Raw genomic sequence first — 25420 nt, 5'->3', positions numbered from 1 at the left:
AGCCCTAGTCATCGTTGAAACTTCCGCATGCAGGCAGACAAAAAACTGAAATTGACCCCGTCCGAGCGCCGCGCCAGCGTGGCGCTGGCCGGCCTGTTCGCGGCGCGGATGCTGGGGCTGTTCCTGTTGCTGCCCGTTTTTGCCGTGGCCGCCGCCGGCATGCCGGGCGGGGACGATCCTGCCCGGGTGGGCCTGGCGCTGGGCATGTACGGCCTGACGCAGGCCTTCATGCAGATTCCCTTCGGCCTGGCGTCCGACCGCTGGGGGCGCCGCCCGGTCGTGCTGTTCGGCCTGCTGCTGTTCGTGGCGGGCAGTATCGTCTGTGCGTTGGCGTCCGACGTGTACTGGATCACCATCGGCCGCGCCATCCAGGGCGCGGGCGCCATTTCGGCGGCCGTGACCGCCTGGCTCGCGGACTCCACCCGCGACGAGGTCCGCACCCGGGCCATGGCCATGGTGGGCGGTTCGATCGGCCTGTCCTTCGCCGTCTCGCTGGTGCTGTCGCCCGTGCTGGTCGGCTGGTGGGGCCTGTCCGGCCTGTTCTGGACCATTGCCTGCCTGGGCGTGGTCTGCCTGGCCGTAGCGGGCTGGGTGGTGCCCGTGGTGCCCCTGACCCAGGCGCGGACCATGCAGGCGGCCAAGCCGCGCGAAGTCCTCACCCATAGCGATCTGCTGCGCCTGAATTTCGGCGTGTTCGTCCTGCACCTCATCCAGGTTGCGCTGTTCGTCGTGGTGCCGGCGCTGCTGGCCAAGGTGGGCGGCCTGGATGCCCGCGAACTCTGGAAAGTGTATCTGCCGGTCATCCTGGTGTCTTTTGTGTTGATGGTGCCAGTGGTGTTCATCGCGGAAAAGCGCCGTGCCCATCGCGGCGCCCTGCGCGCCGCTGTTGCCGGGCTGGTGCTGGTGTGCGCCTTGTTGCCCGCCGCGAGCCATGGCTTCTACACCCTGGCCGCCGCCCTCACGGGCTTTTTCGTGGCCTTCAACGTGCTGGAAGCCTTGCAGCCGTCGCTGGTATCCCGCGTGGCGCCGCAGGCTTACAAAGGCCTTGCGCTGGGCTTCTACAACACCGCCCAAGCCGCCGGCCTGTTCGCGGGCGGCGCGCTGGGCGGCTGGCTGGCCGCCCATTCCGGTTCCAGCGCCGTTTTCATGGCGGCAGCCGTGTTGTCGGCGGTCTGGCTGGCCGTGACCTGGGCACTGCGGCCGCTGCCCGAACCGGACCGTCAGGCCTCGCCCCGGGCCGGCTGAAAAATGGCGGATCGTGCCCCGAAAAGCGCGTATCCGCCGCCAAAATCGGCTTGCCGGCATGGACGGCTTTGTCACATCCTGGTTTGGCGCGGCAGGCGCTTTTCGTCGATAATACGCATCAAATCAGGGCTTCACTCAGGGTTCAACCCGGCGTCGCCGGTCATCGTTACGGTGACCGGCGTGTTTCATGAAGCCGGTCTTCAACATCATCGCTTTTAATGTTGTTGCCGGCGCGTCCGCGGCAACGCACACGCAGGCTGTCAACAACAGAGGGACAACGGCATGGCATCGGTTAACAAAGTCATACTCGTGGGCAATCTGGGACGCGACCCAGAAGTCCGCTACAGCCCCGAAGGGGCGGCAATCTGCAATATGTCCATTGCCACCACCTCCACCTGGAAAGACAAGGCTTCGGGCGAACGCCGCGAAGAAACGGAATGGCACCGCGTCGTCATGTACAACCGCCTGGCTGAAATCGCCGGCGAGTACCTGAAGAAGGGCCGCTCGGTCTACATCGAAGGCCGCCTGAAGACGCGCAAGTGGCAAGACAAAGACACCGGCGCTGACCGCTACAGCACCGAAATCGTTGCCGACCAGATGCAAATGCTGGGCGGCCGCGAAGACGGCGGCGGCGGTGGCGCAAGCTTCGGCGGCGGTGGCGGCTACGACGACGCCCCGGCGCGCCAGCCGCAGCAACGCGCTCCGGCCCAACGCCCGGCCCCGCAGCAGCGTCCGGCTCCCGCAGCGGCTCCGGCCAGCAGCGGCGCCAACCTGGCGGATATGGACGACGATATTCCGTTCTGATTCCGCTTCATCGGAAGGTTGCAGTTGAAGGGCCTCTACCCGTTCGGGCAGAGGCCTTTTTCTTGCCTGTTTCCAACCAGAAGCGTGCCGTGGACCTGCTATGCGCGGGGCTTGCAGCGCCCCGGGGCTTACCCAGTATTCAGCGCGCCGTCCACGCGCTGGATTTCGCTGCGATGGACGTTCGCCGCCACCGGGCGCAGAGAATTGAATTATTTTGTTTCATAAAAACCCCTTGCGCTGTCTACCTAGTAGTAGATAAGATTCATCCATCGACGCAGCAAACCAACCACCCGCCGCCGTCGAAACCAGAAATACAGTAGGACCGCTTTTTTTATTTCCCTTCTAGTCTACCTATAAGTAGATAGTTTTTTGAACCGCTACGCAATCGTTATCTGGAGATCAACCATGAAGACCCTCGTATCCGCCCTGATCCTGTCCGCCTCCTTTATTGGCGCCGCCCAAGCCGGCGAACTGGACTATCCGCCCGCCCTGAACACCGAAAGCACGGTGACCCGCGCCCAGGTGCAGCAAGAGCTGGCCCAGGCCCGCGCCAATGGCGAACTGGTGTCTGGCGAAGAAGGCTACGCCGCCACGATCTTTGCCGCTTCGGGCGACAAGAGCCGCGCCCAGGTCCAGAAAGAGCTGGCTGCCGCCCGCGCCCAAGGCCTGACCGACAGTGCCGAACTGGCATACCCGCCCGTGCAAGGCTGAGCTTATTTTTCCTCGGGAATCTATCTATAAGTAGATAGCGCTACCGAAACCCCTGACGCAGCACTCGATCCTTATTGGAGATCAACCATGAAAACCCTCGTATCCGCCCTGATCCTGTCCGCTTCCTTCATCGGCGCCGCCCAAGCCGGCGAGCTGGACTACCCGCCTCCCCTGAACACCGAAAGCACGGTGACCCGCGCCCAGGTGCAGCGAGAGTTGGCCCAGGCCCGCGCCAATGGCGAATTGGTGTCCGGCGAAGAAGGCTACGCCGCCACGATCTTTGCTGCTTCGGGTGACAAGAGCCGCGCCCAGGTCCAGAAAGAACTGGCCGCCGCCCGCGCGCATGGCCTGACCGACAGTGGCGAGCTCGACTACCCGCCCGTGCAAGGCTGAAGCTTATGCCGGCACATGCGGATCCCGGGGGGCGGGGTGATACCCGGCCGGGGTCCGCAAGGGTTTTGGAGCAGTGCAAACACTGCCGGAACCGATGACGAATCAACCTATTAGTAGGTAATATTCAGCCATGGACACTCCTACTTCCAACACCACTCGCGAACAGCTTTTGGCCCATGCCGAGAAGCTGATCCGCACGCGCGGATGCAACGGTTTCAGCTACCGCGACCTGGCTGAGCACGTGGGCGTGAAGACGTCCAGCATCCACTATTACTTTCCGGGCAAGGACGACTTGCTCTACGAGGCTGTCGAAGCCTACAGCGCTCGCGCGCTGGCTGCCGTGCGAGGTATCGATACGTCGCTACCGGCGCAAGAGCAGCTCGACCATTATCTGTCGATGATGGAATCGCGTGCCTGCGGGTCGGGCGAACTCTGCCTGGCGGGCATGCTGGCGGCCGAGGTCAACTCGTTGCCCGAGCGCGTGCGGGGCGCATTGCAGGGATTCTTCCGCGCGCATGAAGCCTGGCTGGCCCGTGTGCTGGCCGAAGGCGCGGCGCAAGGCACGATGAAATTCTCCGGCACGCCCGAGGCAGCGGGCCGCGCGGTGTTCGCGACGGTCCAGGGCTGCATACTGATTGCGCGCCTGTTCCAGCAGCCGGCGGCCTTGTGCGAGGCGATTGGCGCCTTGTACGTGCAATGCGAAAACAAGCAAGGCGGCGCCTGAGCGCTTCCTGTCCAACACGTTTCCACGGCCGCCATGCGCAAGCAGGCGGCCGTTGTCTTTTGCGTGGAGAAATCAGGCGGCGAGCAGCGCCCGCGCCATATCGACGCTGGTGCGCGCCTGGATGCCCAGGTCGCGCATGCGCTGCTGAAATGTTGCCTGCGCGTCTTCGAACCCGGCAACGGGACTCATGCAATCCGTCAGCAGCACCAGCCGCGACAGATCGCGGCCGGGCAGGTGCTCCGCCAGATGTTCGACGGTGGCCTTCACGCAATGGCTGCCGGCCTGACCGGCAATAAGAATGAGTTCGGCGCGGTCCAGCGAATCCAGCAGGCTGCGGTTGAGCTGGCTGCGGGGGTCGTCCGCGTCCGGCACTTCGGCCATCAGCGCGCTGTAGTGCTCGGTCCAGGGGTTCATACCCTTGGGTACTTTGCGCACGATGAACTGGCGTTCGTCTTCCCAGCGGCCGTAGGCGGCGCGCACGTCGGCGTGCACGTTGTGGCCCCATGTGCCGATTTCGCAATGCAGCGGCCACACCATCAGCGTGTAGCGGCCGCGCGCTTCCAGTTCGTCCAGGTAGGACATGGTGCGCGGCAGATCATCTGCGTGGCGCGGCCGGAACTCTCCGGCGCGCAGCTGGGCTGCCGTGATCTGCGTGTACGGAGCCACGGGCTGGCCGTCGCCGGTGGACCAGAAGGTCGGGTGGGCAATGTCCAGGCGGTGGTGCGAGTCCAGCGTGACCGTGATCGACGTGAGGACGGGCGCCGTGGCGTCGATGAAGCGCGCCAGCCGCTGCATGTCGGCGTGCGCGCCAGCCACCGGCAGGGCGGGCGCATGTGTGTGGCCAGTCACGGGATCCTTGGGCAGGTAGGGCTCTGGCAGGTCGCAGAAGTCGTTCTGCGGATCGATGATCAATAGATGATTGGAGCGCGGCATGACGACGTTCGGGGGGGGCGAACCTGAAATATAGAAGGCCATGTCATTCTAGAAAAGTACGAGATGTTCGGCGCGGTCGGGCAATTGACGCAGCAGGGCCCGCCATTGCAGCCAGACTCTGGCCCCCGCTGAAACCGCGAGCACTGCAATAACGATCCACATGTCAGGCTCCCGGATAATTTCGCACGATCGTGCGAAATTAAGATAAAGAATTGCCGGCACAGGCCGGCGCGATAAAAGCGCTACTCGAGGTACTTGAAACTGCGGTAAGTGGAAATCAACCGCTCATAGGCCGCCCGCACTCGCTGGGGGGCCTTGGGGTCCCGCAGGAAGCGGGCGTCGTGCATCAATCCGATCATCAGGCTGTAGACCTCGAATACGAGCTGTTCGGGGTCCGTGTCCGGGCGGACATGCCCGGCTTCAAGCGCCTGGTTGACCGTGCGCAGCATGGCGGCGCGCCAGCGCCGCAGATTGTCTTCCAGTACCGACCGCAACGGGGATTCCACGTCGTCGTATTCGAAGGCGCCCGCCACATAGATGCAGCCGGTCAGCGTCTCGACATTGCTGGCGCGTTCGATCCAAAGCGAGACCAGGGCGTTCAGCCGCGGCAGGCCGCGGGGATATGCCATGGCCGGGGTGAACACGGCTTCGATGAAACGGCGGTCATACTCGTCCAGCACTGCCTGTTGCAAGGCTTCCAGCGAACCCACGCGCGAGAACACGCCGCTTTTGCTGATGCCCAGACGCTTGGCGACCTGGCCGAGCGACAGACTTTCCATGCCTTGCGCCGCGGCCATATCCAGGGCCGCGTCCACAATGGCCGCGAAAGTCAGCTCGCTTTTTTCGGTTTTGGCAGTCATGCCAGAAATTTAGCACGACCGTGCGAAACCACCCAAGCTGATTTTTACGGGGTCGCGCCCCAAAAAAAACCGGACAGCAGGGCTGTCCGGTTGCGTTACTGCGAGATTGGCGTGGTCAGGCCTGGGCGGCCTTGAACTCCAGGCGGTACTTGTGCAGCAGGGGCTCGGTGTAACCGTTGGGCTGGGTCAGGCCTTCGAACACCAGCGCGCAGGCAGCCTTGAACGCCAGCGACGTATCGAAGTTGCCTGCCATGGGGCGGTAGAGCGCGTCGCCCGCGTTCTGGCCGTCGACCACCTTGGCCATGCGCTGGAAGGTTTCCATGACCTGCTCGCGGTTGGTCACGCCATGGCGCAGCCAGTTGGCGATGTGCTGGCTGGAGATGCGCAGGGTGGCGCGGTCTTCCATCAGGCCGACGTTGTGGATGTCCGGCACCTTGGAGCAGCCCACGCCCTGGTCGATCCAGCGCACCACATAGCCCAGAATGCCCTGGACGTTGTTGTCGAGTTCTTGTTGGATGTCCTGGGCAGACCACTTGGACGGGTCGCCAACCGGCACGGTCAGCAGGCCGCCCAACAGTTCGTCGCGCACGCTGTCGAGCCTGGTGCGTTCCAGTTCCTGTTGCACCGCCTGCACGTCGACCTGATGGTAGTGCAGCGCATGCAAGGTCGCCGCGGTAGGCGAAGGCACCCAGGCAGTGTTGGCGCCCGCTTTGGGATGGGCAATCTTCTGTTCGAGCATGGCGGCCATCAGGTCCGGCATGGCCCACATGCCCTTGCCGATCTGCGCGCGGCCGCGCAGGCCCGCGTCCAGGCCGACCAGCACGTTGTTGCGTTCGTAGGCGGTGATCCAGGCGGTGGACTTCATGTCGCCTTTGCGCAGCATGGGGCCTGCTTCCATGCTGGAGTGCATTTCGTCGCCCGTGCGGTCCAGGAAGCCGGTGTTGATGAAGGCAACGCGCGCGGCGGCGGCTTCTATGCACGCCTTCAGATTGATGCTGGTGCGGCGCTCTTCGTCCATGATGCCCATTTTCAGGGTATTGCGCGGCAGCTTGAGCAGGTCTTCGACGCGGTCGAACAGCTCGCTGGCGAAGGCGGCTTCGGCTGGACCGTGCATCTTGGGCTTCACGATGTAGACCGAGCCGGTGCGCGAGTTCAGCTTGTGTTTGCGGTCCTGCAGCGCGGCCAGGCTGGTGACGACGGCGTCCAGGATGCCTTCGGGGATTTCGCGGCCGGCGCTGTCCAGCACGGCAGGGTTGGTCATCAGGTGGCCGACGTTGCGCACGAACATGAGCGAGCGGCCGTGCAGGGTCAGCGGCGATCCATCCGGCTGCGTGTAGTTGCGGTCGGCGTTGAGCTTGCGGGTGAAGGTCTTGCCGTTTTTGGTGACTTCTTCGGTCAGGTCGCCCTTCATCAGGCCGAGCCAGTTGCGGTAGATGTGGACTTTGTCCTCGGCATCCACGGCGGCCACGGAGTCTTCGCAGTCCATGATGGTGGTGAGCGCGGCTTCCACCAGCACGTCCTTGACGCCTGCGGCGTCGGTGGCGCCGATGCTGTGGCTGCGGTCGATCTGGATTTCGAAGTGCAGGCCGTTGTTCTTGAGCAGGATGGCCGACGGTGCGGAGGCGTCGCCTTGATAGCCAACGAACTGCGCGGGTTGCTTGAGCTCGGTGGAGCCGCTGGCCAGCGCCACGCGCAGTTTGCCGTTTTCGACGGTGTAGCCGCGGGCGTCGGCGTGCGAGCCTTGGGCCAGCGGGGCGGCGGTGTCGAGGAAGCTGCGGGCGCGTGCGATGACTGCGGCGCCGCGTTCCGGGTTATAGCCGCGACCCGTATCGCCCGGCGTGGCCGGGACGGCGTCCGTGCCATAGAGCGCGTCATACAGGCTGCCCCAGCGCGCATTGGCGGCGTTCAGCGCGTAGCGCGAGTTGGACATCGGCACGACCAGCTGCGGACCGGCCTGCTGCGAGATCTCGGTGTCGACGTTGTCGGTGGTGGCGCGCACGCTGGCCGGCTGGGGCAGCAGATAGCCGATGCCCTCCAGGAACTTGCGATAGGCGGCCGGGTCGGCGATGGGGCCGGGATGGGCGCGATGCCAGGCGTCGAGCTCGGCCTGCAAGCGGTCGCGCTCGGCCAGCAAGGCGCGATTCTTGGGGGCCAGGTCATCCACCAGGGCCGCAAAGCCTTGCCAGAAGCTTTCGGCATCCAGGCCGGTGCCGGGCAGGGCTTCCTGTTCAATGAATTGATTGAGATTGGCCGCCACTTGCAGGCCGTGGTGCTGGATGCGTTGAGTCATGCGGTTCTCTAGCGGTAAGGGACTGGCCGACGCCGCGCGCCGGGCGTATATCTGGTCCCGACATCATCGTTCGCGCCTGTCGCAATGTCCATATCAAAACCCACTGGTCATACCAGTTTGTGCAGTGCCGTATGCGCACAGCCGTATTTTTTATGGTTTTATATCAGCTACTTACAGGGGTGTGGTGGCGGGGTTCCAATCGGGGCTGCACTTGGTCATACCACTGGTGCGGAGAGTGCATGTACGCGGAAACTGAAGAAAAGCCCCGTCAGGTGGCGGACGAGGTCGCCGAGCGGATCGAGCGCCTGATCCTGGACGGGGTGTTGAAGGCCGGCCAGGCGCTGCCTTCCGAGCGGCGGCTGACGGAAAAGCTGGGTGTATCGCGCACGGCGTTGCGCGAAGGGCTGAAGCTCTTGCGCGCGCGCGAGATCATCCATACCGCGCAGGGCAAGGGTTCGTATGTGGCGCACATCTCCAAGGTGGACGCCGGCCCGCTCATGCACTTGTTCAATTCGCAGCCGCGCACGCTCTACGACCTGCTGGAAGTACGTTCCCTGCTGGAGGCCGAGTCGGCCCGATTGGCGGCCATACGTGGCACCGAGGCGGATTTCATCATGATCCGCCGCCGTTATGACGAGATGGTGGCCGCGCAGGGCACAGCCACCGACACGGCGACGCATGCGCACCTGGACCACGCGTTTCACTTGGCCATCTGCGAGGCCTCGCACAATCCCGTGCTGGTGCACACGCTGCAGTCCTTGACGGACTTGCTGCTTGGATCGGTCTTTGCCTGCGTCAACAACCTGTACCACCGCCAGCCCGAGAAGCGCCAGATCGACCGCCAGCACACGCGTCTGTTCAACGCGGTAACCGCGCGCCAGCCCGAGCAGGCGCGCAAGGCAGCCGCGGACCACGTGGATAGCGTGCGCCAAAGCCTGGCCGACATCGAACAGGAAGAGCAGCGCCTGGTGCGCGCGACGCTGCGGCTGGAAGGCTGGAGCTAATTCCCGTCCTGCCCCAGGCCACCGTCCGCCGGCCGGCCTTAACGGTCGGCCATCGCGCCGCTGCTTGCCAGGGCCAGCGGTTTGCCCGCATAGACCCGCCCGAACCGGTTGTTGATAAAAGCGTCGAGGTCTATGGCCTCCTGGCCCACGAATCCGCGTTGCGGCAATGCGCCCTGAGCCACCAGGTCCAGCGCCGCGCAGATGCCCGCAGCGGTGGACAGCTGGATGGCGCTGAGGCGGTGGCCGTCGACCTCCGTGCCGAAGATGCGGATGGGGTAGGACTCTTCTTCCAGGCGTCCATGCCGGTGGCCCGAGGCCGAGGCGTGGATCACGATCACATCCTGTTCGGTGGTGGGGATGGCGGCTTCGAAGATTTCCTTGAGCAGGTCGCGGCGATCGCGCAGGCGCAGGTCATTGAGGAGCAGCTTCATGATGCTGCAGTGACCCGGGTACCGCACGGATTTATAGTCCACGTTACGGGCGCGGCCACGCAGCGTTGCGGGCAGGGTGCCCAGTCCGCCCGAAGTGTTGAAGGCCTCGTACTCCACGCCGTCCAACGCGAAGGTTTCATAGCCTTCCAGGGCGGGCACGCTGGTCAGTTGGCCGTCGACGATGGCCTCGCAGGGATTGCAGTATTCGTTGATGAGCCCCTCGGTGCTCCACGTCAGGTTGTAGCGCAGGCTGTTGGAGGGATAGCGCGGTAGTGCGCCCACGCGCATGCGCAAGTCCAGCAGGGTGTCGAAGCGGCGGGCGAGCGCGTTGCCGACCACGCCGATGAAGCCTGGGGCCAGGCCGCACTGCGGCATCAGCACACTGTCGGCGCTTTCCGCCAGTGCCTGGATTGCGTGCGTGCTGGCCACGTCTTCCGTCAGGTCGAAGTAGTGCACGCCCGCCTTGGCGCACAGCGCGGCTACGGCGGCGGCGCGGTGAAAAGGCAGCGCATTGATCACGGCGTAACACCCTTCGATGCATTGCGCCACGGTCTCGTCATCGGAGACCTGGCGGGTTTCGCAGCCTAGTTCGGCCACGATGCGCAACCGCGCGGGATCCTGGTCAGCGACCACGACCGAATAGGCGCCGCTGCGTTCCAGCATGAGGGCAATGGCGAAACCGATTTTTCCAGCGCCGAGAAGTAGGACGGGCCGGGGAGAGACGGTGGACATGGTGCGGCTCCTGCATCGAAGGGGAGAGGTGAGCTCATCCTATGCGTGGACGCTGTCGATGTGTAGAGACTAAATAGTCGAATCGGCTGTAGGTAACGTTATTTCGACTTAATTAAATGTCGAACCGTCAAAAACAAAGCCCTCCGGTTTGGGGCCGGAGGGCTTCGGGGCGCTGACTGGCCGGGGAGGCCAGGGGGGGGGATCAGCTGCCCAGGGGCGGGTAGTCCAGGTTGCCGAAGGTGACCAGGCCTTCCGACTTGGCTTGAGCCAGTTCGGTGCGGACTTGGGCACGGGTCAGCGACGTGGCTTGTTCAGCGGCGGCGACGGGCGGATAGTCCAGGTTGCCGAAGGTCACTTCGCCGGCATTCTTGGCTTGTTGCAGTTCAGCTTGCACCTGCTGCGAGGTCAGGGTCGACTTCGGAGCGATGGCGGCGGGGTAGCCTTCTTCGCCGAAGGTGTATTGGCCCGAAACCTTGGCTTGTTGCAGTTCGGCCTGGACTTGAGCGCGGGTGGGGCCCTGATCGGCCTCGGCGGCTTGGGCGCCGGCAGCCAGAACGGACATGGACAGCATCAAAGCGGTAGCAAGGGTTTTCATGGCAGACCTCCAATGTCTTGAGCTTGGGAGCCGAACCGCCGGCGTGATTGCCTGGGGTTCGCTTGCTGTGTCCCGATGAGTTGCATTCTGGGCGCAAAACATCTCCGGATAAACCCTGATTCCCTGAAAACATCTTTCCAAAAAGAAGACTAATAGGTTTCCATTTCACCAAATGGCACCATGGGTGGTGGAATTTCCATTTGATGACACCATAGGAGGTGGTCCGCGCGGGGCGGCGGAGCTTCTTTTGGCGGCGGGGGGGCTCAAGCGGGCGCGCAGTCCCGGGCAAGGTGCCGGGACTGGCGGGGAGGAAGGGGGATCAGCGGTTCAGTTCGGCCAGGGCGGCGTTGTATTCCGCCTGGGCCTCGTCCAGCTTGCGCTGGGCCTTTTCGATCTTGTCTTGCTTGCCCTTGGCGCGGGCCTGCTTGAGTTCGCTTTCGCGTTCGGCGACCTTGCTCTGCTTGTCGCGTACGTCTGCTTCGCGTTGCGATTGCAGGCGGCTGTCGGTGCAATGCGCCTTGGCTTCTGCCAAGGCCTTGCGCAGCCCGGCTTCGCGGCGAGTATTGTTCTGCGCCTTGGCGGCCGCGATATCGTTTTCGATTTCGCAGAACTTGGCAGCGCAGCCGCGTTGGGCCGAGCAATCGCTGGCGGCTTGCGCTGGCACCGCCATGAACGCGGCGGCCGCCGCGGCCGTCACGGCCAGGGATTTGAGCAATGAGGGCATGCGTGGTCTCCGTAAAGCGTTTCGGAGGCTACATCATGGGCCCTGTCGGCGCCGCCGGCAATGCGCGGCGTCAACGGGGCGCGGCTGAGGCGCGGACGCGGCCTCAGCGGATCAAGGTGCCGACCAGGGCGGCGGCGACCAGCAGGGCGCCCAACCAGAGGTTGGCGCGAAACAGCATGAAGTTGCGGTCGGGACGCTGGATATCGAACACCTTCAGTTGCCACGCCAGATGCGCGGCAACAGCGACCATGCCGACCTGGTAAGCCCACGACAGGCCGATGGCATAGCCGCCCCAGGCCCATAGAACGATGGTGCCCAGATAGAAGCCGCCGATCCAGAGCTTGCCCTGGTCGCCGAAGCGCATGGCGGTCGAATGCAGGCCCAGGCTGCGGTCGTCGCGCACGTCCACATAGGCATAGATGCTGTCGTAACCCACCTGCCACAACACCGCGCCCGCCCACATGGCGATGGCTGCCAGCGGCACGTGGTTCTGGGTGTCCGACCAAGCCATCAGCATGCCCCAGTTGAAGCAGATGCCCAGCACCACTTGCGGCCAGTAAGTGACGCGCTTGCACAGCGGATAGATGAAGACGAACGGCAGCACGGCCACGGCCAGCCAGCGGCTCATTTCGTTCAGGAAAAACAGCAGCGACCCGCAGACCAGCAACTGTCCAAGCAGGAACCAGACAGCGTTCTTCATGGTGAGCTGGCCGCTGGTCAGCGGACGGAAGCGCGTGCGCTCGACGTGCTTGTCGAAGTTGCGGTCGCACATGTCGTTGACGGTGCAGCCGATGCCGCGCATCAGCAGCGCGCCCAGCGAAAATACGATCAGCCGCTGCAGATCGGGCAGGCCACCCGCGGCCTGGACCAGCGCGGCAATGGCCGGCAGCAGGGTCAGCCAGGTGCCTATGGGACGGTCCAGGCGGCACAGCCGGGCATAGGGCCGCCAGGACTTGGGCAGCCAGCGTTCGACCCAGTCGGTGAAGACGATGTCGCTGAGGTCGACGGGAGTTTGTTGGGGGGCGCTCACTGTCACGGCGAAACGGAATGGGAAAACCAAGAGCATAAAACAACGGCGGCCAGGCATCGCGCCCAGCCGCCGTTCATGTCCTGCAGCCCCTGCGAGGCGCCCGCGTCATATCGCCACTGTCGTGGCGCTAGCGGGGCCGCACGGATCCGGGCTCCGCCGGTCCGTAGCGGCGCCCCCCTGGGGGGAAGCGCCGCAGGCGCTTCGGGGGGTCACGCCTCTTTCAGCAGCTTGCCCAGGATCGCAATGCCGCGGCGGATCTTGTCTTCCGGCACGGTGGCGAAGCTCAGGCGCAGGGTGTTGGTCTTGCCGGCGCCGCAGTAGAACGGCGCGCCAGGCACGAACGCCACGTTTTGCGCGATGGCCTTTTCCAGCAGCTTGGTGGTGTCGATGTGCTCGGGCAGCGTCAGCCAGATGAACATGCCGCCTTCCGGCTTGGTCCAGCGCACGGTGTCCGGGAATTCCTGCTTGATGGCGTCCAGCATGCAGCTGCCTTGGGCGCGGTAGATTTCACGCACGTTGGGCAGGTGTTCATCCAGGAAGCCTTCCTTGACGATCTCGTACACGGCCATCTGCGTCAGCGTGGGCGTGTGCAGGTCGGTGGCCTGCTTGGCTTGCACCAGCTTGTTGATGAGCGGACGCGCGGCGGCGATGTAGCCCAGGCGCAGGCCGGGGGCCAGCACCTTCGAGAACGTACCCAGGCGCACGACGTTGGCACCGTATTCGGCGGCCAGCGCGATCAGGCCGGGCTGCGGCTCGCCCGCGTAGCGCAGTTCACCGTAGGGATCGTCTTCGACGATGGTGAGGTTCAGCTCGGCGGCGCGCTTGACCAGCGCGATGCGGCGTTCCAGGCTGAGCGTGCGGCCAGTAGGATTCTGGAAGTTGGGCAGGGCGTACAGGAAGCGGGCGCCTTCGGCCAGTTCGGGCGTGATGGCTTCGGGGATCAGGCCGCCTTCATCGGTGGGCACCGGCACGAAATTGGGCTGGTACAGGCTGAACGACTGCAGCGCGCCGAGGTAGCTGGGGTCTTCGACCAGCACTTTGCTGTCCTTGTCGATCAGCACCTTGCCCAACAGGTCCAGCGCTTGCTGCGAACCCGATACGATCAGGATCTGGTCGGCGGCGACGCTGGCGCCGGCCTTGTTCAGGTCGTCGGCAACCCATTGGCGCAGGGGCGCAAAGCCTTCCGTGGGGCCGTATTGCAGGGCGGCGCGGCCATTGGTGGACAGTACCTTGTCGAATGCCGCGCGAACTACCTCTACCGGGAAGCCGCCGGGCGCCGGCAGGCCGCCAGCGAACGAGATGACTTCGGGGCGCTCGGTTACCTTGAGGATCTCGCGGATGGCGGAGCTGGTGAGTTGCTGGGCGCGTTCCGAAAAGGAAAACGCAGGTTCGAGAGGCTTGTCCATGGAGTGCTTCTTGATCAAGAAGGGTAGGAAAATACGGGCGGTTGATCCCTTGGGTGGCCCGGCGGAAAAAATATTTCGAAAAACTATTGTCCCACACGGCGGCAGCCTGGCCCCCTTAAAGCAGCCAAGCCCTAAAATCACCTGCATCGATAACCGCCTGTACAGTTACATTTCCCATGTTTGAAGCCGCTCCGATCGTCGCCGATTCCAAGGCCGCCCTGTATGCCGGATTGGCCTCCCAGGCCCGTGCCCTGCTGGATGGCGAGCATGACCGCATTGCCAACGCCGCCAATCTGAGCGCGCTGGCCTACCAGGCCTTGCCCGACCTGAACTGGGCAGGCTTCTATTTCTTCGATGGCACGGAATTGGTGCTGGGTCCTTTCCAGGGCAAGCCGGCCTGCGTGCGCATTGCGCTGAACCGCGGCGTATGCGGCGCGGCCGCCAGCCAGCGCGAGACGCAGCTCGTACCCGACGTGCATGCTTTTCCCGGCCACATCGCATGCGATGCGGCCTCGCGTTCCGAGATCGTCGTGCCGCTGGTGCGTGACGGCCAACTGATTGGCGTCTGGGACGTGGACAGCCCGGTGCCGGACCGCTTCGACGAAGACGACCGCCAGGGCATGGAAGCCCTGTGCGCGGTGTTCCTGGCCAGCCTGGGCTGAGCCGCAGCGTTGACACGGATGCGGGGTCCCGGTAGATTCCCGCATCTGCGCTTGCAAACAACCGCATCCGTTCCATTCATGATTCATCAGGCCATCCAATCCGCTTTCCCGTTCCGCGCCCTGGGCGTGGTGCTGGCTTGCGTCGGCCTGAAATCCAAAAAACAGCCGCTCATCTGACCGGAGCATGCTGTTCCGTCAGATGGGCGACGGAACAGCGGCCTCCTGGCGGCGCATGGCGCCGTCCGCGCACCCCTAGTATCCCGAGCACTTCTGTACGGTCCAACCACGGTCCGCTTACACCGAAGGAGTGTTCACATGCAATCTCATCAATCACCGATCCAGGGCGTCTGGGTGCCTCTCGTCACGCCGTTTTCCGGCGGCGCCGTCGATGGCGGCGCCTTGCGCCGGCTGGTGCGCCACTATGCCGCCGCGGGGGTGGACGGCCTGGTCGTGTGCGGCAGCACCGGCGAGGCCGCGTCGCTGGACGACGCCGAGCAACTTGCCGTGCTTGACGCCGTGCTGACCGAGGCGGGCAGGATGCCCGTCATCATGGGTTTGGCCGGCAATCACCATGGCCACGTGATGCAGCGCCTGGCCGCCTTCGGCACGCGGCCGCTCGCTGGCATCCTGGCGCCCGCGCCGTACTACGTTCGCCCCGGCCAGGAAGGCGCCGCCATGTATTTCCGCTGCCTGGCCGATGCCTCGCGCTTCCCCCTCGTGCTCTACGACATTCCATATCGCACGGGTACCACACTGGATACAGCGACCCTGCTGGCGTTGGCGGCGCATCCCAACATTGCGGCCATCAAGGACTGCGGCGGCTCACTGGAGAAGACGATCGCGCTGATCGCCGATGGCAACATGAACGTGCTTGCGGGCGAGGATCTGCAGGCCCTGTCCGTGATGAGCCTGGGGGGCGCTGGCATGATCGCCGCGGCCGCGCACATCCGCCCCGACCTGTTCGTGGCCATGTACCAGGCCGTGCGGGCACAGCAGCTGGATTTAGCGAGAAAGCTCTTCCACGCGCTGGTTCCCATCATCCAGCTGACATTCGCCGAGCCCAACCCCGGACCCTTGAAGGCGCAGCTCGGGCGTCAAGGCCTGTTGAGCGAAGAGCTGCGCTTGCCCATGCCGCCCGCCAGCATGGGGCTGGCTTCGCGCATGGACGCCGCCGTGGCGGGACTGAATCGCCAGTATCCTTGCCAATAGCCGGAACCTGGTGAGCAGTCCGCCAGCTTTGTGGTCTTCGGATTCATTTTGTAATAAATGTCCTACCTGGAAGCTGACGGATTGCTTATCATGCGCCCATTCTTCGGGTGAAACAGAACGTTCATGGCCCAAGCTTTTGTAGCCTTGTCCGCCTGGCAAGTCATGCTGGCGGGCCTGCTTTTCTTCGGCGGCATCTATCTGGTCTTCGGCGCGGCCACCTGGCTGCTGACGCATTACATCCTGCCTTCGCTGGGCATCGGGCGTCCGCTGGATCCGCGCCCGCTGGCGCCGGGCCAGTTGCGGCGCGAATTCGCCCAATCCGGCCTGTCCATCTTGTTGTTTGGCACCGGCATGATTTTTCCGTGGGGCTTGTTGCAGTTGGGTTGGGCGCATCTGGACCCGGACGCCAGCTGGCAAAAGATCACAGTCGAAATCCTGGTGCTGGTGGCCTGGAACGACGTGCATTTCTGGATCAATCACCGCCTCCTGCACACCAAGCCGCTGCGCCGCTTCCACTTGCCGCACCACCGCTCGGTCGTGACCACGCCGTTTTCAACCTACAGCTTCCATCCTATCGAAGCGCTGATGCTGGGCAACGTGATCATGCTGCCCATGGTGCTGCATGACTTCAGCTTCTGGTCGCTGGCCTCCGTGCCGCTGTTCAGTTTGTTCTTCAACTGCATCGGGCACGCCAACTACGATTTTTTTCCCAAGGTGTCCTATGCGCACTGGTTCGCCGCCAGCCGCCGGCATCATCTGCACCATGCCTGCTACAACGGCAATTACGGCTTCCAGTTCACCTTCATGGACCGTTTGTTCCGCACCCGCCTGAAGGCCGAGGCGGCGCAGCCCCAGCTGAATGCCTACCAACAACGAGAATCGCTTGGCGGGCGCGCTTAAGCGGCAACGCCGGCTGCCGTCGCTGCGCAACCGGCGCGACTGGCAAAGCCTTGTCTACCTGGCCGCGCTGCCCGCCCTGGCGGCCTGGCAATGGGTCCATGGCTTCTGGTGGCCGCTATACGGCCTGATGCTGTTCCTGACCCTGGGCGTGGGCGTCATCCATCATAACCACACGCATATCCGAATGTGGCGCGGGCGCTGGACCAACCGCGCCACCGATTTCTGGATCACGTTGCTGCAAGGGCACCCGACCTTCGTGTTCTACCCGGCGCACGTGGCCAACCACCACCGTTACAAGCACGGCGCGCGCGACGTGGCGCGCACTTACCGTTTTGGCGGCGACACGAACCACCTCTGGGGTTATCTGATCCATCCCTTCCAGGCCGGTTGGGTGCTGTATCCCTTGTTCTTCGCGTGGCTGGGCCGCCTGCGCCGGCACTGGCCGGGCGCCTGGCGCTATTGCATGGCGCAGTACGGTGTGTGGCTGGGCCTCTGGGGCGGGCTGCTGGCCGTGAATCCCATCAAGGCGCTGGTGTTTGTCATCGTGCCGCAGTTGCACGGCCTGCACTGGCTGCTGGCCACCAACTACCTGCAGCATGCCCATGCCGACGGCGGCCCCCGGGCCGTCGCAGGCCTGAACTATGCGCGCAACTTCGAAGGGCTGGTCAATCCGCTGCTCTTCAATATCGGCCTGCACACGGCGCATCACGAGCATCCGCGGGCGCACTGGTCCGAGCTGGTGCGCCTGCACCGGGAGCAATACCGCAACCGCGTGGATCCGGTCCTGAACGAGCCCGGCTTGACGCCCTACATGTTTCGCGTGTTCGTGCTGGGCGCCTTGATGCCGCGCTTTCGCAGCCGCTCATGCATGGCGCCCGAGCATATCCGCTAGCGCCGAACTCCATACATCCACCAGAGGCCTCTCATGCCCATAGCGTTTCATCGTGTCTATCTGGAAAGCGCCGGCTATTTCATGCCGGGCGAACCCGTGTCCAACGATGCCATGGACAGCTACATTGCGCCGCTGAACCGCATGTCCAGCCGCATCAAGAGCCGCATCCTGGCAGAAAACGGCATCAAGCAGCGCTATTACGCGATCGATCCTGAAGGCGCAACGGTGTTTACCAACGCGCAGCTGGCGGCCAACGCCATCCGCGACTGCCTGCGGCGCCACAACAGCGACCTGTCCGCGGTGTCGCTGCTGGCCAGCGGCTCGTCGGGCGGAGACGCGCTGATGCCGGGCTTTTCCAACATGATCCAAGGCGAACTGGCCGCGCATCCGATGGAGACGCTGTCGGTGCATGGCATTTGCGCGGCAGGCGTATCGGCCATCCAGACGGCGGCGCAGGGCGTGGAGCTGGGCGGTCACGGCAGCGCACTGGCCGTGGCCAGCGAGCTGCCGTCGCGGCTGTTCAAGCGTTCACGCTTCGCCGCGCGAGGCTACGACGCTGACTTCGATGCGCATTTCCTGCGGTGGATGCTGTCGGACGGCGCGGGAGCGGTGTTGCTGGGCAATAGCGGCCGGCCCTTGCCGGGGGCCTCGCAAGGCGTGCGCCTGCGGCTGAAGTGGGTGCACCAGCGTTCGTTCTCGGGCGACTACCCGGTGTGCATGCAGCTGGGCTTGTCCGCGGATCGCGCCCGCGGCCATCTGGACTATCCCTCCTGGAACGAAGCCGAAGCGGACGGCGCGCTTTCCTTGCGGCAGGACATCCGCCTGCTGCCGCATCTGTTCGACATCGGCATCCATGAATACGCCAAGCTGGTGCGCGACGGCTGGGTGGATCCCGACCAGGTGGACCACTTCCTGTGCCATTACTCGTCGGAGAAGTTCATCCCGGTTGTAGAAGACCTGATGGAGAAGGCAGGCCTCGTGATCCCGCGTGAGCGCTGGTTCAGCAACCTGGCGTGGCGTGGCAATACCGGCGCGGCGTCCATCCTGATCATGCTGGCCGAGTTCCTGGAGACGCGCGAAGTGAAGCCGGGCGAGCAGATCTTCTGCTACATCCCGGAGTCGGGACGCTTCATGGCGGCCTACATGCTGCTGGAGGCCGAGGCCGTGCATGCGCCGCAGATCGCCGCTGGCGCGCCCGCCGCGGCTGCGCTGCGCGAGGATGCGAACAGCGACGATGCCGCCGCGATCGCGCCGCCGCACGATCCGGACATGGCGCCGCAGGGCCTGGGCCAGCTGCTGACCGAGCTGGCCGCGATCTGGCACGACTACCGCTCGCGTGTGTGGCGCACGCCGGTGGTGCGGCGCCTGCGCAATCGGGAATTCCAGACGGCCGACTATCTGAATTGGATGGAGAACTGGATTCCGCAGGTGCGCGAAGGCAGCAAGTGGATGCGCGAAGGCGCGGCCTCGCTGACGGAGCAATACGCGCCCCTTGCGGCGCTGATCGACACGCATGCGGGCGAGGAACAGAACGACTTCCAGATCCTGTTCCAGGACTACCGCATCGCGGGCGGCGCGGTCGAGGATATCGACGCGCTGCGCCGCAACCCCGGGGGCGAAGCGCTCAACGCCTATCTGCACGGCCTGGCCGCCACGCGCGACCCCATCGGCCTGCTGGGCGCCATCTACATCATTGAAGGCACGGGCCAACGCATCGTGCCGGCGCTGCTGCCGCTGCTCAAGGCCAGTCTGAAGCTGCCGCCGGACGCCTTCCGCTTCCTGGAATATCACGGCCATAACGACGAGCATCACCTGGCGCGCTGGCTGTCGGCGGTGGAGCTGGCGCTGGATTGCGACGAGGACGGCCGCGCCGAGCAGCGCATCGTCGACACGGCGCGCCGCACGGCCGCGCTGTACCTGATGCAGTTTCACCACGTGATGGAAGGCGACGCGTCATGAGCAAAGAGCCTGAATTCCTTGCCAAGCCGCACGATCCGGCAGACCCCAGCCCGTGGCTGGCGCTCTACCTGGATCGCAGCACGCCCTTGCCCGACAAGGTGAAGAAGGCCTGGCTGACGGATTCCAGCTGCGCCTCGCGCCAATACCTGCTGCCGTTCCTGCGGCCGCTCGCGCGGGCCTTTATCATCCTGATCCAGGTCATCAAGACCTTCCTGCCGCGCCGCTGGTCGCACTCGAAGCTGCTGCATCGGATCCTGGCATGGGGCTTGAAGCGTTTCGTATCCCCCGAGGCCAACTGGCTGATCCTGCGCCATTTCCATCTGGGGGCGCAGATCCTGTCCTTCATCGCCGCCAACTCGCCGGTGCCGATCACGACCACGCCGCTGGAGCCGCGCGATATCGATGACCTGAAGGATGAACTCTTCGTCAAGCACGACCTGAACCTGTTCAACTTCGTCATCCGCCTGAACCAGGCGCTGCGCGATGCGGGCGTAGAGATGCACGCGCCGCCACGGGTGGATTTTTCAATGATCCGCGATCCCGATCTGCTGCTCGAAGACATGCCGCAGGGCAAGCTGAATTTTCTGGACCTGCAAAGCGCGATTGAGCTCTTTACGCCGCTGTACCAGCTGATGCTGACCGACAACGACTTCTGGCGCGCAGCCAATTCATTGCAGCTGGACGAGACCATCGGGATCTATGCGGCCAAGCTGCTGGGCGCGCCGCAGCATCTGATCCTGGTGAACAACAACCATCCCCTGGTGCCAATGTCGACCCTGCGCGCGGGCTATCGGCTGGTGCTGCATGGGCTGTCCACGGAGATGCTGCACAGCCTGCTGATGGAAATGAAGGACGCGCAGCAAGGCGGCGAGCCGCCCGCGCCGATCGCCTGATCGTCGAGCCTCAGCGTTTTTCGGCGTACACGCCGAAGCGCTGCAGTTGCGCTTCGCTATTGGCGATTTCGCGCAGGCTTTCCTCGCCGCTGTGCGCGACCAGCATGGCAGTAAGCGTCTGGGCGATGGACAGGGCAGGCACCACGGACGGAAACAGCGAGGGCGTGTCATTGGCCACCAGCAGCAGTGCGCGCGCGCCGGAAGCTATGGGTGAAACCGCGCTGTCGGTGACCGCGACCACGCTGGCGCCGCGCTCCCGCGCGAATTCCACCGCCGCGACCGCCACCTGGGCATAGGGCGCCTGGCTGAACGCGACCAGGGCATCGCGCGGGCCAATGCGGCGCAATTCGTCGGCCAGTGTGCCGCCCACGCCGGTAAGCAGCGTTACGTTGTCCAGGAACATGCCGCAGGCATAGCTGAAGTGATAGGCCGCGGGATACAGGCTGCGCAGGCCTATGACGTAGATGCGGCGCGCGCCGGCCAGCACGCCGTGCGCGGCCTTCAGGGCGGGCAGGGCGGCGGAGCCGAGGCTGCTGCCCAGGTTATGGACTTCGGCATCGAGGATGTCGGCGACCAGCCCGGCATCGGCATCATGCTGTGGACGCTTGCGCAGCGCCGTGGCGCGGCCCGAGAAACTGGAACCGCCCGCGGCCAGCCAGTCGCGATACGGTTGCCGGAACGCCTCGTAGGATTCGAATCCCAGTTGGCGTGCCAGGCGCAGCATGACGCCGGCCTGCACACCCGCATGGCCGGCTGTGGCGCGCATCGATTCCAGGGCGATGTCCTTGGGATGATCGATCGCGTAGCGGGCCGCCTGCCGCAGCTTGGGCGGCAAGGCGGAAAACTGGGTTTCGATCAGTTTGTCGATGGCGGCTTTATCCATCTGCGCTCCGGGTTAGGTGCCGCGTATTATGGCGTATCGTCCTTCAGCGCGAGATCGATGGCGCGGGCCAGCGCGTCCGCGGCGAACCCCAGTTCATCGGCGGTGCTGAGATAGGGCGGCGCCAGCAGCACGTGGTCGCCGTGCGTGCCGTCTATGGTCCCTCCGCCCGGATAGCACAGCAGGCCCAGCTTGCGCGCCTGCGTCTTGATGCGCGCATGGAGGCGGCGCTCTGGCGCATAGGGGCGCAGGCTGCCGGGGTCCTCGGCCAGTTCCACGCTCCAGAACATCCCCCGGCCGCGGATGTCGGCCACATGCGGGTGGCTTCCCAGGCGCGCGGACAGCATGGCGCCGAACTTCCCGCCCATTTCTGCCACGCGGTCCACCAGTTTGTCGCGCAGCACGATGCGCTGCACGGCCAGCGCTGCGGCGCAGGCCACCGGGTGGCCCACATAGGTATAGCCATGCTGGAACGCGCCCGAGCCTGCATTGATGGCGCCAATGACCCGGTCATGCGCCAGCACCGCGCCTATGGGCAGGTAACCGCCGCCCAGGCCCTTGGCCAGCGTCAGCAGGTCCGGCACCACGCCTTCCTGCTCGAAGGCGTGATAGCTGCCCGTGCGGCCCAGCCCGCACATGACCTCGTCCAGGATCAGCAGCACGCCGTGGCGGTCGCACACCTGGCGGATCTTGCGGAAGTAGCCGGGCACGGGCGCGACGGTGCCTGCGGTGGCGCCGACCACGGTTTCGGCGATGAAGGCGGACACCGTGTCCGGACCCAACCGGAGGATCTCGGCGTCCAGCTCCGCGGCCAGGCGGTCGGTGTACTGCTCATCGCTTTCGCCGGCCGCGCGGTAGTGCAGGGGAAAGCAGGGCGAAACGTGGTGACTTTCAATCAGTACGGGCTGGTAGAGCGCGCGCCGGCCGGCATTGCCGCCCACTGACAAGGCCGCAAGCGTGTTGCCGTGATAGCTCTGGCGGCGCGCGATGTAGCGGTAGCGTTCGGGCTCGCCGCGTTCGACGTGATACTGGCGCGCCATTTTCAGGGCCGTTTCGACCGCTTCCGATCCCCCCGAGACGAAGTAGGCGTTACCCAGGCATGCCGGGCTGTTGGCCGCCAGCAGCTCGGCCAGTTCTTCCGCCGCGGGCGTGGTGAAAAAACTGGTGTGCGCGTATTCCAACGCATCCAGTTGCGCCACGGCCGCGGCGCGCACTTCGGGATGCGCATGGCCCAGGCACGAGACCGCCGCGCCGCCCGATGCGTCGAAATAGCGCCGGCCCTCCTGGTCGATGATGAAGCAGCCTTCGCCCTTGATGGCGACGGGAAGGGGGCTGGCGTTGCGATGGATGATGCGGCTCATGGTGTTGTGCGGTATTGGCGGAGGGGGTTGTCGAATAAAACACATGGTATATTTATTGTAAAAATAAACCAAACGGTTTTATTGCCGTATAGGCCATTGCGTCATCATTCGCTCAAGGGGGCGTCATGAACTTTTCCAGTCTGTTGCATCGTTGGACTTTCGGGATTGCGGCGCTCGCCGCGTTGGGCGCGGCCGGGCCGGCCAGTGCTGCCTGGCCGGAGCAGCCGGTGCGGCTGGTGGTGCCGTTCGCAGCCGGCGGCACTACCGATCTGCTGGGCCGCCTGATGGCAGAGGGCCTGGGCGCTGAACTCGGCCAGTCCGTGGTGGTGGTGAACAAGGCCGGCGCGGGCGGCAGTTTGGGAGCGTCCGAGGTGGCACATGCGCAGGCGGACGGCTATACCCTGCTGCTGGGCACGCCCGGCACGCAGATCATCAACGCCTACGTCTACAAGAAGATCGGCTACGACCCCGTCAAGGATTTCGCCCCGGTGGCCTATGTTGCGCAGGTGCCTAACGTGGTGCTGACGCATCCCGGGTCTGGCCTGAAAAACATGGAGGACCTGCTGCGCACCGCGCGTGCGGAGCCCGGGCGTCTGAATTGGGGCTCGCCGGGCGTGGGCAGTTCGGGCCACCTGGCGCTGGAGATGATCAAGCGCATGGGCAAGGTGGACATCCGCCACGTGCCGTACAAGGGGGCAAGCCAGGCCAATAATGACCTGCTTGGCGGGCAGATCGACCTGTCCGCGGACAATCTGCCCACGGCCTTGCCGCTCATCAAGGCGGGCAAGTTGGTTGCGCTGGGCGTGACTTCGGCCCAGCCGGTTCCCGCCGCGCCGGGCGTGGCCGCCATCGCGCAGGCCGTGCCGGGCTTCGAGCTGACTTCGTGGTTCGTGGTGATGGCGCCCGCCGGCACACCGCAGCCGGTCATCGACAAGCTCAACGCCGCCGCGCAGCGGGTGCTGGATTCGCCCGCCACGCGCGAACGGCTGGCCGCGCTTGCGGCGCAACCCATGGGCGGTACGCCGCAGGCGCTGGCGCAGCATCTGCAGACGGAGCGCGAGAAGTACCGCGTCCTGATCGAGGGCACGGACATCCGTCCGGAATAATCGGGAAAGCGCATGGGCAAGAGCATAAAAAAACGGCTTGCAGTGGCGCGCTTCTGGTATGAAGGCAACGCCTTCTGCCCGGTGCCTTGCGCCATGGCGGATTTCGAGCTGCGCGAATGGCGCAAAGGCGGCGACGCCCTGGCCGCCGCCGACGGCACGGCCACTGAACTGGGTGAAGTCGCCGAGTTCCTCCGGACGCATCCTGACTGGGAAGTCGTGGCCCTGCGCTGCGCGTCCGCCCTGCCGGGCGGTCCGATCGAGGATGCCGTGCACCGTGCCTTCACGGAAGAGGTGCTGGCAGACCTGGCGGCGGGCGAGTCCCGCTGGGACGCCGTATACCTGTCGTTGCATGGCGCCGCCATCACGGACCGGCGGCAGTCGCCCGATCTGGATTTCGTGCGCGCGGTGCGGGCATTGCTGCCCGGCGTGCCCCTGGGCGCCAGCTTCGACCTGCATGCCAACCTGTCCCCGGAGCTGGGCGGCCTGCTGGACTGCGCCAGCGGCTACAAGACCTATCCCCACATCGACATGCGCGAGGCGGCGCGGCGGGCGCTCGACATGCTGCTGCGTATGCAGGCCGGCGAGCTGTCGCCCCGCGTGCTCGTGGCCAAACCGGACCTGTTGCTGTCCAGTTTCAACATGCGCACCGATGCAGGTCCGATGCGCGAATTGCAAGATCTTGCCGCAGCCCTGGCGGATGATCGCGTGGCCGAAGTCTCGGTGTTTGGCGGCTTTCCCTATGCCGACACGGTTGATACCGGCGCTTCGGTGCTGGTGGTGGCTGATAAGGTCCGCGACGCTGGCGGCGCGGGGGCGAGCGCCGCGGCCGAGGCCATGATGGCGGCAATGCGGCGCCTGGCGCCCGCGTTCGCGGTCAGCCTGCCGACGCCGCAGGAAGGCTTGGCGTTGGCCGTCGAGGCGGCGCGCTCGGGCGCCGGCCTGGTGGCCGTTACCGATCCTGGCGACAACCCGCTGTCGGGCGGAGTGTGCGATACCCCGGCGCTGTTTCGCGCCTTGCTCGATGCGCAAATCGACCTGCCCTGCGTATTCGCCAGCTTCGCGGACCCTGACGCGGTCCGGCGCGCGCACGAAGCCGGGCAGGGCGGCGATTGCGAACTGGCCCTGGGCGGCCGCGTGAGCGGCGATTTCGGGCCTGCGGTGCGCGCGGCGTTCCGGGTCGAGCGCTATACCGACGGTGAATTCAGCAACATCGGCCCGATGGAAACAGGCGTGCGCACGAGTTGCGGACGCACTGCCTTGCTGTCGCTACGCGATCGGCCGAACGTACAGGTCATCGTGACCGAACGGGTCGCGCCCGCCAACGATCCGGGCTTCTTCGCGCTGCACGGTATCGATCTGGATCATGTGCGCCTGCTGTGCGTGAAGGCCAAGAACCACTTCCGGGCGGCTTTTCTGCCGCTGTGCGCCGCGATCATCGACGTCGACGCGCCGGGGCCCGCGGCCTTGGATCTGCGGCTGCTGCCGTTCCGGCATGCGCGCCAGGGCATGGGCGCAACCGACGCGCAAGACTTGCGGAAATAGGCGCGCGGGCCCGCGCGCCTCGGTGTTGACCCTGCGTTACACGGCAAGGGCCTTGCGCTATATTGCGACCCTTGTCCCGCAGGCCCGCCGGGCGGCGTCCGCGCTGTCGAATCCTTCTTCCGGAAGTCGTTTAC

General features: G+C 65.1%; 24 protein-coding genes. 14 read left to right on the top strand and 10 right to left on the bottom strand.

Annotated elements, in window-relative coordinates:
* Nucleotides 1-27: 27 nt before the first annotated feature.
* From VCS63_RS02230 to VCS63_RS02210, 5 genes are all read left to right on the top strand, one after another.
* A complete protein-coding gene (locus VCS63_RS02230; protein ID WP_042795955.1) occupies nt 28-1245 on the top strand; it encodes an MFS transporter in 1218 nt (405 codons plus the stop codon).
* A 282-nt stretch (nt 1246-1527) separates the two neighbouring features.
* Complete coding sequence (ssb, locus tag VCS63_RS02225) at nt 1528-2049, top strand: single-stranded DNA-binding protein (protein ID WP_042795956.1); 522 nt, start codon at nt 1528-1530, stop codon at nt 2047-2049.
* A gap of 405 nt (nt 2050-2454) precedes the next feature.
* A complete protein-coding gene (locus VCS63_RS02220; protein ID WP_042795957.1) occupies nt 2455-2760 on the top strand; it encodes a DUF4148 domain-containing protein in 306 nt (101 codons plus the stop codon).
* An 87-nt stretch (nt 2761-2847) separates the two neighbouring features.
* Nucleotides 2848-3153: a DUF4148 domain-containing protein gene (locus tag VCS63_RS02215; protein WP_323878138.1), complete on the top strand. Its 306-nt coding sequence runs from the start codon at nt 2848-2850 to the stop codon at nt 3151-3153.
* A gap of 130 nt (nt 3154-3283) precedes the next feature.
* A complete protein-coding gene (locus tag VCS63_RS02210; protein ID WP_063641517.1) occupies nt 3284-3877 on the top strand; it encodes a TetR/AcrR family transcriptional regulator in 594 nt (197 codons plus the stop codon).
* A 72-nt stretch (nt 3878-3949) separates the two neighbouring features.
* Here the strand turns inward: VCS63_RS02210 and VCS63_RS02205 are convergent, their stop codons facing one another.
* From VCS63_RS02205 to VCS63_RS02195, 3 genes are all read right to left on the bottom strand, one after another.
* Nucleotides 3950-4810, bottom strand: a complete 861-nt coding sequence (locus VCS63_RS02205; protein ID WP_323878136.1) for a cysteine hydrolase — start codon at nt 4808-4810, stop codon at nt 3950-3952.
* Nucleotides 4811-5052: 242 nt separating this feature from the next.
* Complete coding sequence (locus tag VCS63_RS02200) at nt 5053-5670, bottom strand: TetR/AcrR family transcriptional regulator (protein WP_042795960.1); 618 nt, start codon at nt 5668-5670, stop codon at nt 5053-5055.
* Nucleotides 5671-5785: 115 nt separating this feature from the next.
* A complete protein-coding gene (locus tag VCS63_RS02195; RefSeq protein WP_063641516.1) occupies nt 5786-7960 on the bottom strand; it encodes a malate synthase G in 2175 nt (724 codons plus the stop codon).
* Nucleotides 7961-8199: 239 nt separating this feature from the next.
* Here VCS63_RS02195 and glcC point away from each other — a divergent pair, with 239 nt between their 5' ends.
* On the top strand, nt 8200-8964 hold the full coding sequence (glcC, locus tag VCS63_RS02190) for a transcriptional regulator GlcC (RefSeq protein ID WP_013396917.1): 765 nt from the start codon (nt 8200-8202) through the stop codon (nt 8962-8964).
* Between the two features lie 38 nt (nt 8965-9002).
* Here the strand turns inward: glcC and VCS63_RS02185 are convergent, their stop codons facing one another.
* The 5 genes from VCS63_RS02185 to VCS63_RS02165 form a co-directional block, all read right to left on the bottom strand.
* Nucleotides 9003-10127, bottom strand: a complete 1125-nt coding sequence (locus VCS63_RS02185) for a saccharopine dehydrogenase family protein (RefSeq protein WP_042795962.1) — start codon at nt 10125-10127, stop codon at nt 9003-9005.
* 202 nt (nt 10128-10329) lie between these two features.
* Nucleotides 10330-10722 carry a DUF4148 domain-containing protein gene (locus VCS63_RS02180; protein ID WP_063641514.1) on the bottom strand — a complete coding sequence of 131 codons (393 nt, stop codon included), beginning with the start codon at nt 10720-10722 and terminating at the stop codon, nt 10330-10332.
* 319 nt (nt 10723-11041) lie between these two features.
* Entirely contained in the window at nt 11042-11446 is a 405-nt protein-coding gene (locus VCS63_RS02175) for a DUF1090 domain-containing protein (protein ID WP_042795964.1), read from the bottom strand.
* A gap of 103 nt (nt 11447-11549) precedes the next feature.
* On the bottom strand, nt 11550-12476 hold the full coding sequence (ubiA, locus tag VCS63_RS02170) for a 4-hydroxybenzoate octaprenyltransferase (RefSeq protein WP_323878133.1): 927 nt from the start codon (nt 12474-12476) through the stop codon (nt 11550-11552).
* A 209-nt stretch (nt 12477-12685) separates the two neighbouring features.
* Nucleotides 12686-13882: a PLP-dependent aminotransferase family protein gene (locus tag VCS63_RS02165; protein ID WP_063641513.1), complete on the bottom strand. Its 1197-nt coding sequence runs from the start codon at nt 13880-13882 to the stop codon at nt 12686-12688.
* Between the two features lie 176 nt (nt 13883-14058).
* Between VCS63_RS02165 and VCS63_RS02160 the strand changes: the two genes are divergently transcribed.
* The 6 genes from VCS63_RS02160 to VCS63_RS02135 all read left to right on the top strand — a co-directional run bounded on the left by VCS63_RS02160 (nt 14059) and on the right by VCS63_RS02135 (nt 20397).
* A complete protein-coding gene (locus VCS63_RS02160) occupies nt 14059-14544 on the top strand; it encodes a GAF domain-containing protein (RefSeq protein ID WP_063961427.1) in 486 nt (161 codons plus the stop codon).
* Between the two features lie 315 nt (nt 14545-14859).
* The gene (gene dapA / locus VCS63_RS02155) at nt 14860-15753 is read left to right on the top strand and encodes a 4-hydroxy-tetrahydrodipicolinate synthase (RefSeq protein WP_042795966.1); all 894 of its coding nucleotides are present in this window, start codon (nt 14860-14862) and stop codon (nt 15751-15753) included.
* A gap of 123 nt (nt 15754-15876) precedes the next feature.
* Nucleotides 15877-16653, top strand: coding sequence for a sterol desaturase family protein (locus VCS63_RS02150; RefSeq protein WP_042795967.1), 777 nt, complete (start codon nt 15877-15879; stop codon nt 16651-16653).
* Nucleotides 16613-17545, top strand: coding sequence for a fatty acid desaturase (locus VCS63_RS02145; RefSeq protein WP_233461686.1), 933 nt, complete (start codon nt 16613-16615; stop codon nt 17543-17545). The genes VCS63_RS02150 and VCS63_RS02145 overlap by 41 nt, the downstream gene beginning before the upstream one ends.
* Nucleotides 17546-17578: 33 nt before the next feature.
* Nucleotides 17579-19504, top strand: a complete 1926-nt coding sequence (locus VCS63_RS02140) for an iron-containing redox enzyme family protein (protein WP_323878131.1) — start codon at nt 17579-17581, stop codon at nt 19502-19504.
* The gene (locus VCS63_RS02135) at nt 19501-20397 is read left to right on the top strand and encodes a DUF6999 family protein (RefSeq protein WP_042795970.1); all 897 of its coding nucleotides are present in this window, start codon (nt 19501-19503) and stop codon (nt 20395-20397) included. Before VCS63_RS02140 ends, VCS63_RS02135 begins: the two co-directional genes overlap by 4 nt.
* 10 nt (nt 20398-20407) lie before the next feature.
* Here VCS63_RS02135 and VCS63_RS02130 read toward each other — a convergent pair whose 3' ends face one another.
* Together VCS63_RS02130 and VCS63_RS02125 are read right to left on the bottom strand one after the other, a co-directional pair.
* On the bottom strand, nt 20408-21280 hold the full coding sequence (locus tag VCS63_RS02130; protein WP_323878129.1) for a MurR/RpiR family transcriptional regulator: 873 nt from the start codon (nt 21278-21280) through the stop codon (nt 20408-20410).
* Nucleotides 21281-21306: 26 nt separating this feature from the next.
* Nucleotides 21307-22638: an aspartate aminotransferase family protein gene (locus tag VCS63_RS02125; RefSeq protein ID WP_323878127.1), complete on the bottom strand. Its 1332-nt coding sequence runs from the start codon at nt 22636-22638 to the stop codon at nt 21307-21309.
* Between the two features lie 125 nt (nt 22639-22763).
* On the opposite strand from VCS63_RS02125, the gene VCS63_RS02120 reads away from it, so the two are divergent.
* Nucleotides 22764-23744: a Bug family tripartite tricarboxylate transporter substrate binding protein gene (locus VCS63_RS02120; RefSeq protein WP_175198708.1), complete on the top strand. Its 981-nt coding sequence runs from the start codon at nt 22764-22766 to the stop codon at nt 23742-23744.
* Nucleotides 23745-23756: 12 nt separating this feature from the next.
* Nucleotides 23757-25286: a M81 family metallopeptidase gene (locus VCS63_RS02115; RefSeq protein ID WP_323878125.1), complete on the top strand. Its 1530-nt coding sequence runs from the start codon at nt 23757-23759 to the stop codon at nt 25284-25286.
* Nucleotides 25287-25420 lie beyond the last annotated feature (134 nt).

The sequence above is a fragment of the Achromobacter sp. D10 genome (assembly GCF_035282245.1).
Taxonomy (GTDB): Bacteria; Pseudomonadota; Gammaproteobacteria; order Burkholderiales; family Burkholderiaceae_B; genus Achromobacter; species Achromobacter insolitus.
This window is presented reverse-complemented; position numbering and strand designations above follow the sequence as displayed.

What these genes read in the sequence shown, in the direction of transcription:
- VCS63_RS02160 (WP_063961427.1), top strand. Translation starts at nt 14,059, where the DNA reads ATGTTTGAAGCCGCTCCGATCGTCGCCGATTCCAAGGCCGCCCTGTAT.
- VCS63_RS02165 (WP_063641513.1), bottom strand. Translation starts at nt 13,882, where the DNA reads ATGGACAAGCCTCTCGAACCTGCGTTTTCCTTTTCGGAACGCGCCCAG.
- VCS63_RS02145 (WP_233461686.1), top strand. Translation starts at nt 16,613, where the DNA reads ATGCCTACCAACAACGAGAATCGCTTGGCGGGCGCGCTTAAGCGGCAA.
- VCS63_RS02140 (WP_323878131.1), top strand. Translation starts at nt 17,579, where the DNA reads ATGCCCATAGCGTTTCATCGTGTCTATCTGGAAAGCGCCGGCTATTTC.
- dapA (WP_042795966.1), top strand. Translation starts at nt 14,860, where the DNA reads ATGCAATCTCATCAATCACCGATCCAGGGCGTCTGGGTGCCTCTCGTC.
- VCS63_RS02205 (WP_323878136.1), bottom strand. Translation starts at nt 4,810, where the DNA reads ATGCCGCGCTCCAATCATCTATTGATCATCGATCCGCAGAACGACTTC.
- VCS63_RS02135 (WP_042795970.1), top strand. Translation starts at nt 19,501, where the DNA reads ATGAGCAAAGAGCCTGAATTCCTTGCCAAGCCGCACGATCCGGCAGAC.
- VCS63_RS02215 (WP_323878138.1), top strand. Translation starts at nt 2,848, where the DNA reads ATGAAAACCCTCGTATCCGCCCTGATCCTGTCCGCTTCCTTCATCGGC.
- VCS63_RS02230 (WP_042795955.1), top strand. Translation starts at nt 28, where the DNA reads ATGCAGGCAGACAAAAAACTGAAATTGACCCCGTCCGAGCGCCGCGCC.
- VCS63_RS02130 (WP_323878129.1), bottom strand. Translation starts at nt 21,280, where the DNA reads ATGGATAAAGCCGCCATCGACAAACTGATCGAAACCCAGTTTTCCGCC.
- glcC (WP_013396917.1), top strand. Translation starts at nt 8,200, where the DNA reads ATGTACGCGGAAACTGAAGAAAAGCCCCGTCAGGTGGCGGACGAGGTC.
- VCS63_RS02200 (WP_042795960.1), bottom strand. Translation starts at nt 5,670, where the DNA reads ATGACTGCCAAAACCGAAAAAAGCGAGCTGACTTTCGCGGCCATTGTG.
- VCS63_RS02175 (WP_042795964.1), bottom strand. Translation starts at nt 11,446, where the DNA reads ATGCCCTCATTGCTCAAATCCCTGGCCGTGACGGCCGCGGCGGCCGCC.
- VCS63_RS02150 (WP_042795967.1), top strand. Translation starts at nt 15,877, where the DNA reads ATGGCCCAAGCTTTTGTAGCCTTGTCCGCCTGGCAAGTCATGCTGGCG.
- VCS63_RS02210 (WP_063641517.1), top strand. Translation starts at nt 3,284, where the DNA reads ATGGACACTCCTACTTCCAACACCACTCGCGAACAGCTTTTGGCCCAT.
- VCS63_RS02195 (WP_063641516.1), bottom strand. Translation starts at nt 7,960, where the DNA reads ATGACTCAACGCATCCAGCACCACGGCCTGCAAGTGGCGGCCAATCTC.
- VCS63_RS02185 (WP_042795962.1), bottom strand. Translation starts at nt 10,127, where the DNA reads ATGTCCACCGTCTCTCCCCGGCCCGTCCTACTTCTCGGCGCTGGAAAA.
- VCS63_RS02180 (WP_063641514.1), bottom strand. Translation starts at nt 10,722, where the DNA reads ATGAAAACCCTTGCTACCGCTTTGATGCTGTCCATGTCCGTTCTGGCT.
- ssb (WP_042795956.1), top strand. Translation starts at nt 1,528, where the DNA reads ATGGCATCGGTTAACAAAGTCATACTCGTGGGCAATCTGGGACGCGAC.
- VCS63_RS02115 (WP_323878125.1), top strand. Translation starts at nt 23,757, where the DNA reads ATGGGCAAGAGCATAAAAAAACGGCTTGCAGTGGCGCGCTTCTGGTAT.
- VCS63_RS02120 (WP_175198708.1), top strand. Translation starts at nt 22,764, where the DNA reads ATGAACTTTTCCAGTCTGTTGCATCGTTGGACTTTCGGGATTGCGGCG.
- VCS63_RS02125 (WP_323878127.1), bottom strand. Translation starts at nt 22,638, where the DNA reads ATGAGCCGCATCATCCATCGCAACGCCAGCCCCCTTCCCGTCGCCATC.
- VCS63_RS02220 (WP_042795957.1), top strand. Translation starts at nt 2,455, where the DNA reads ATGAAGACCCTCGTATCCGCCCTGATCCTGTCCGCCTCCTTTATTGGC.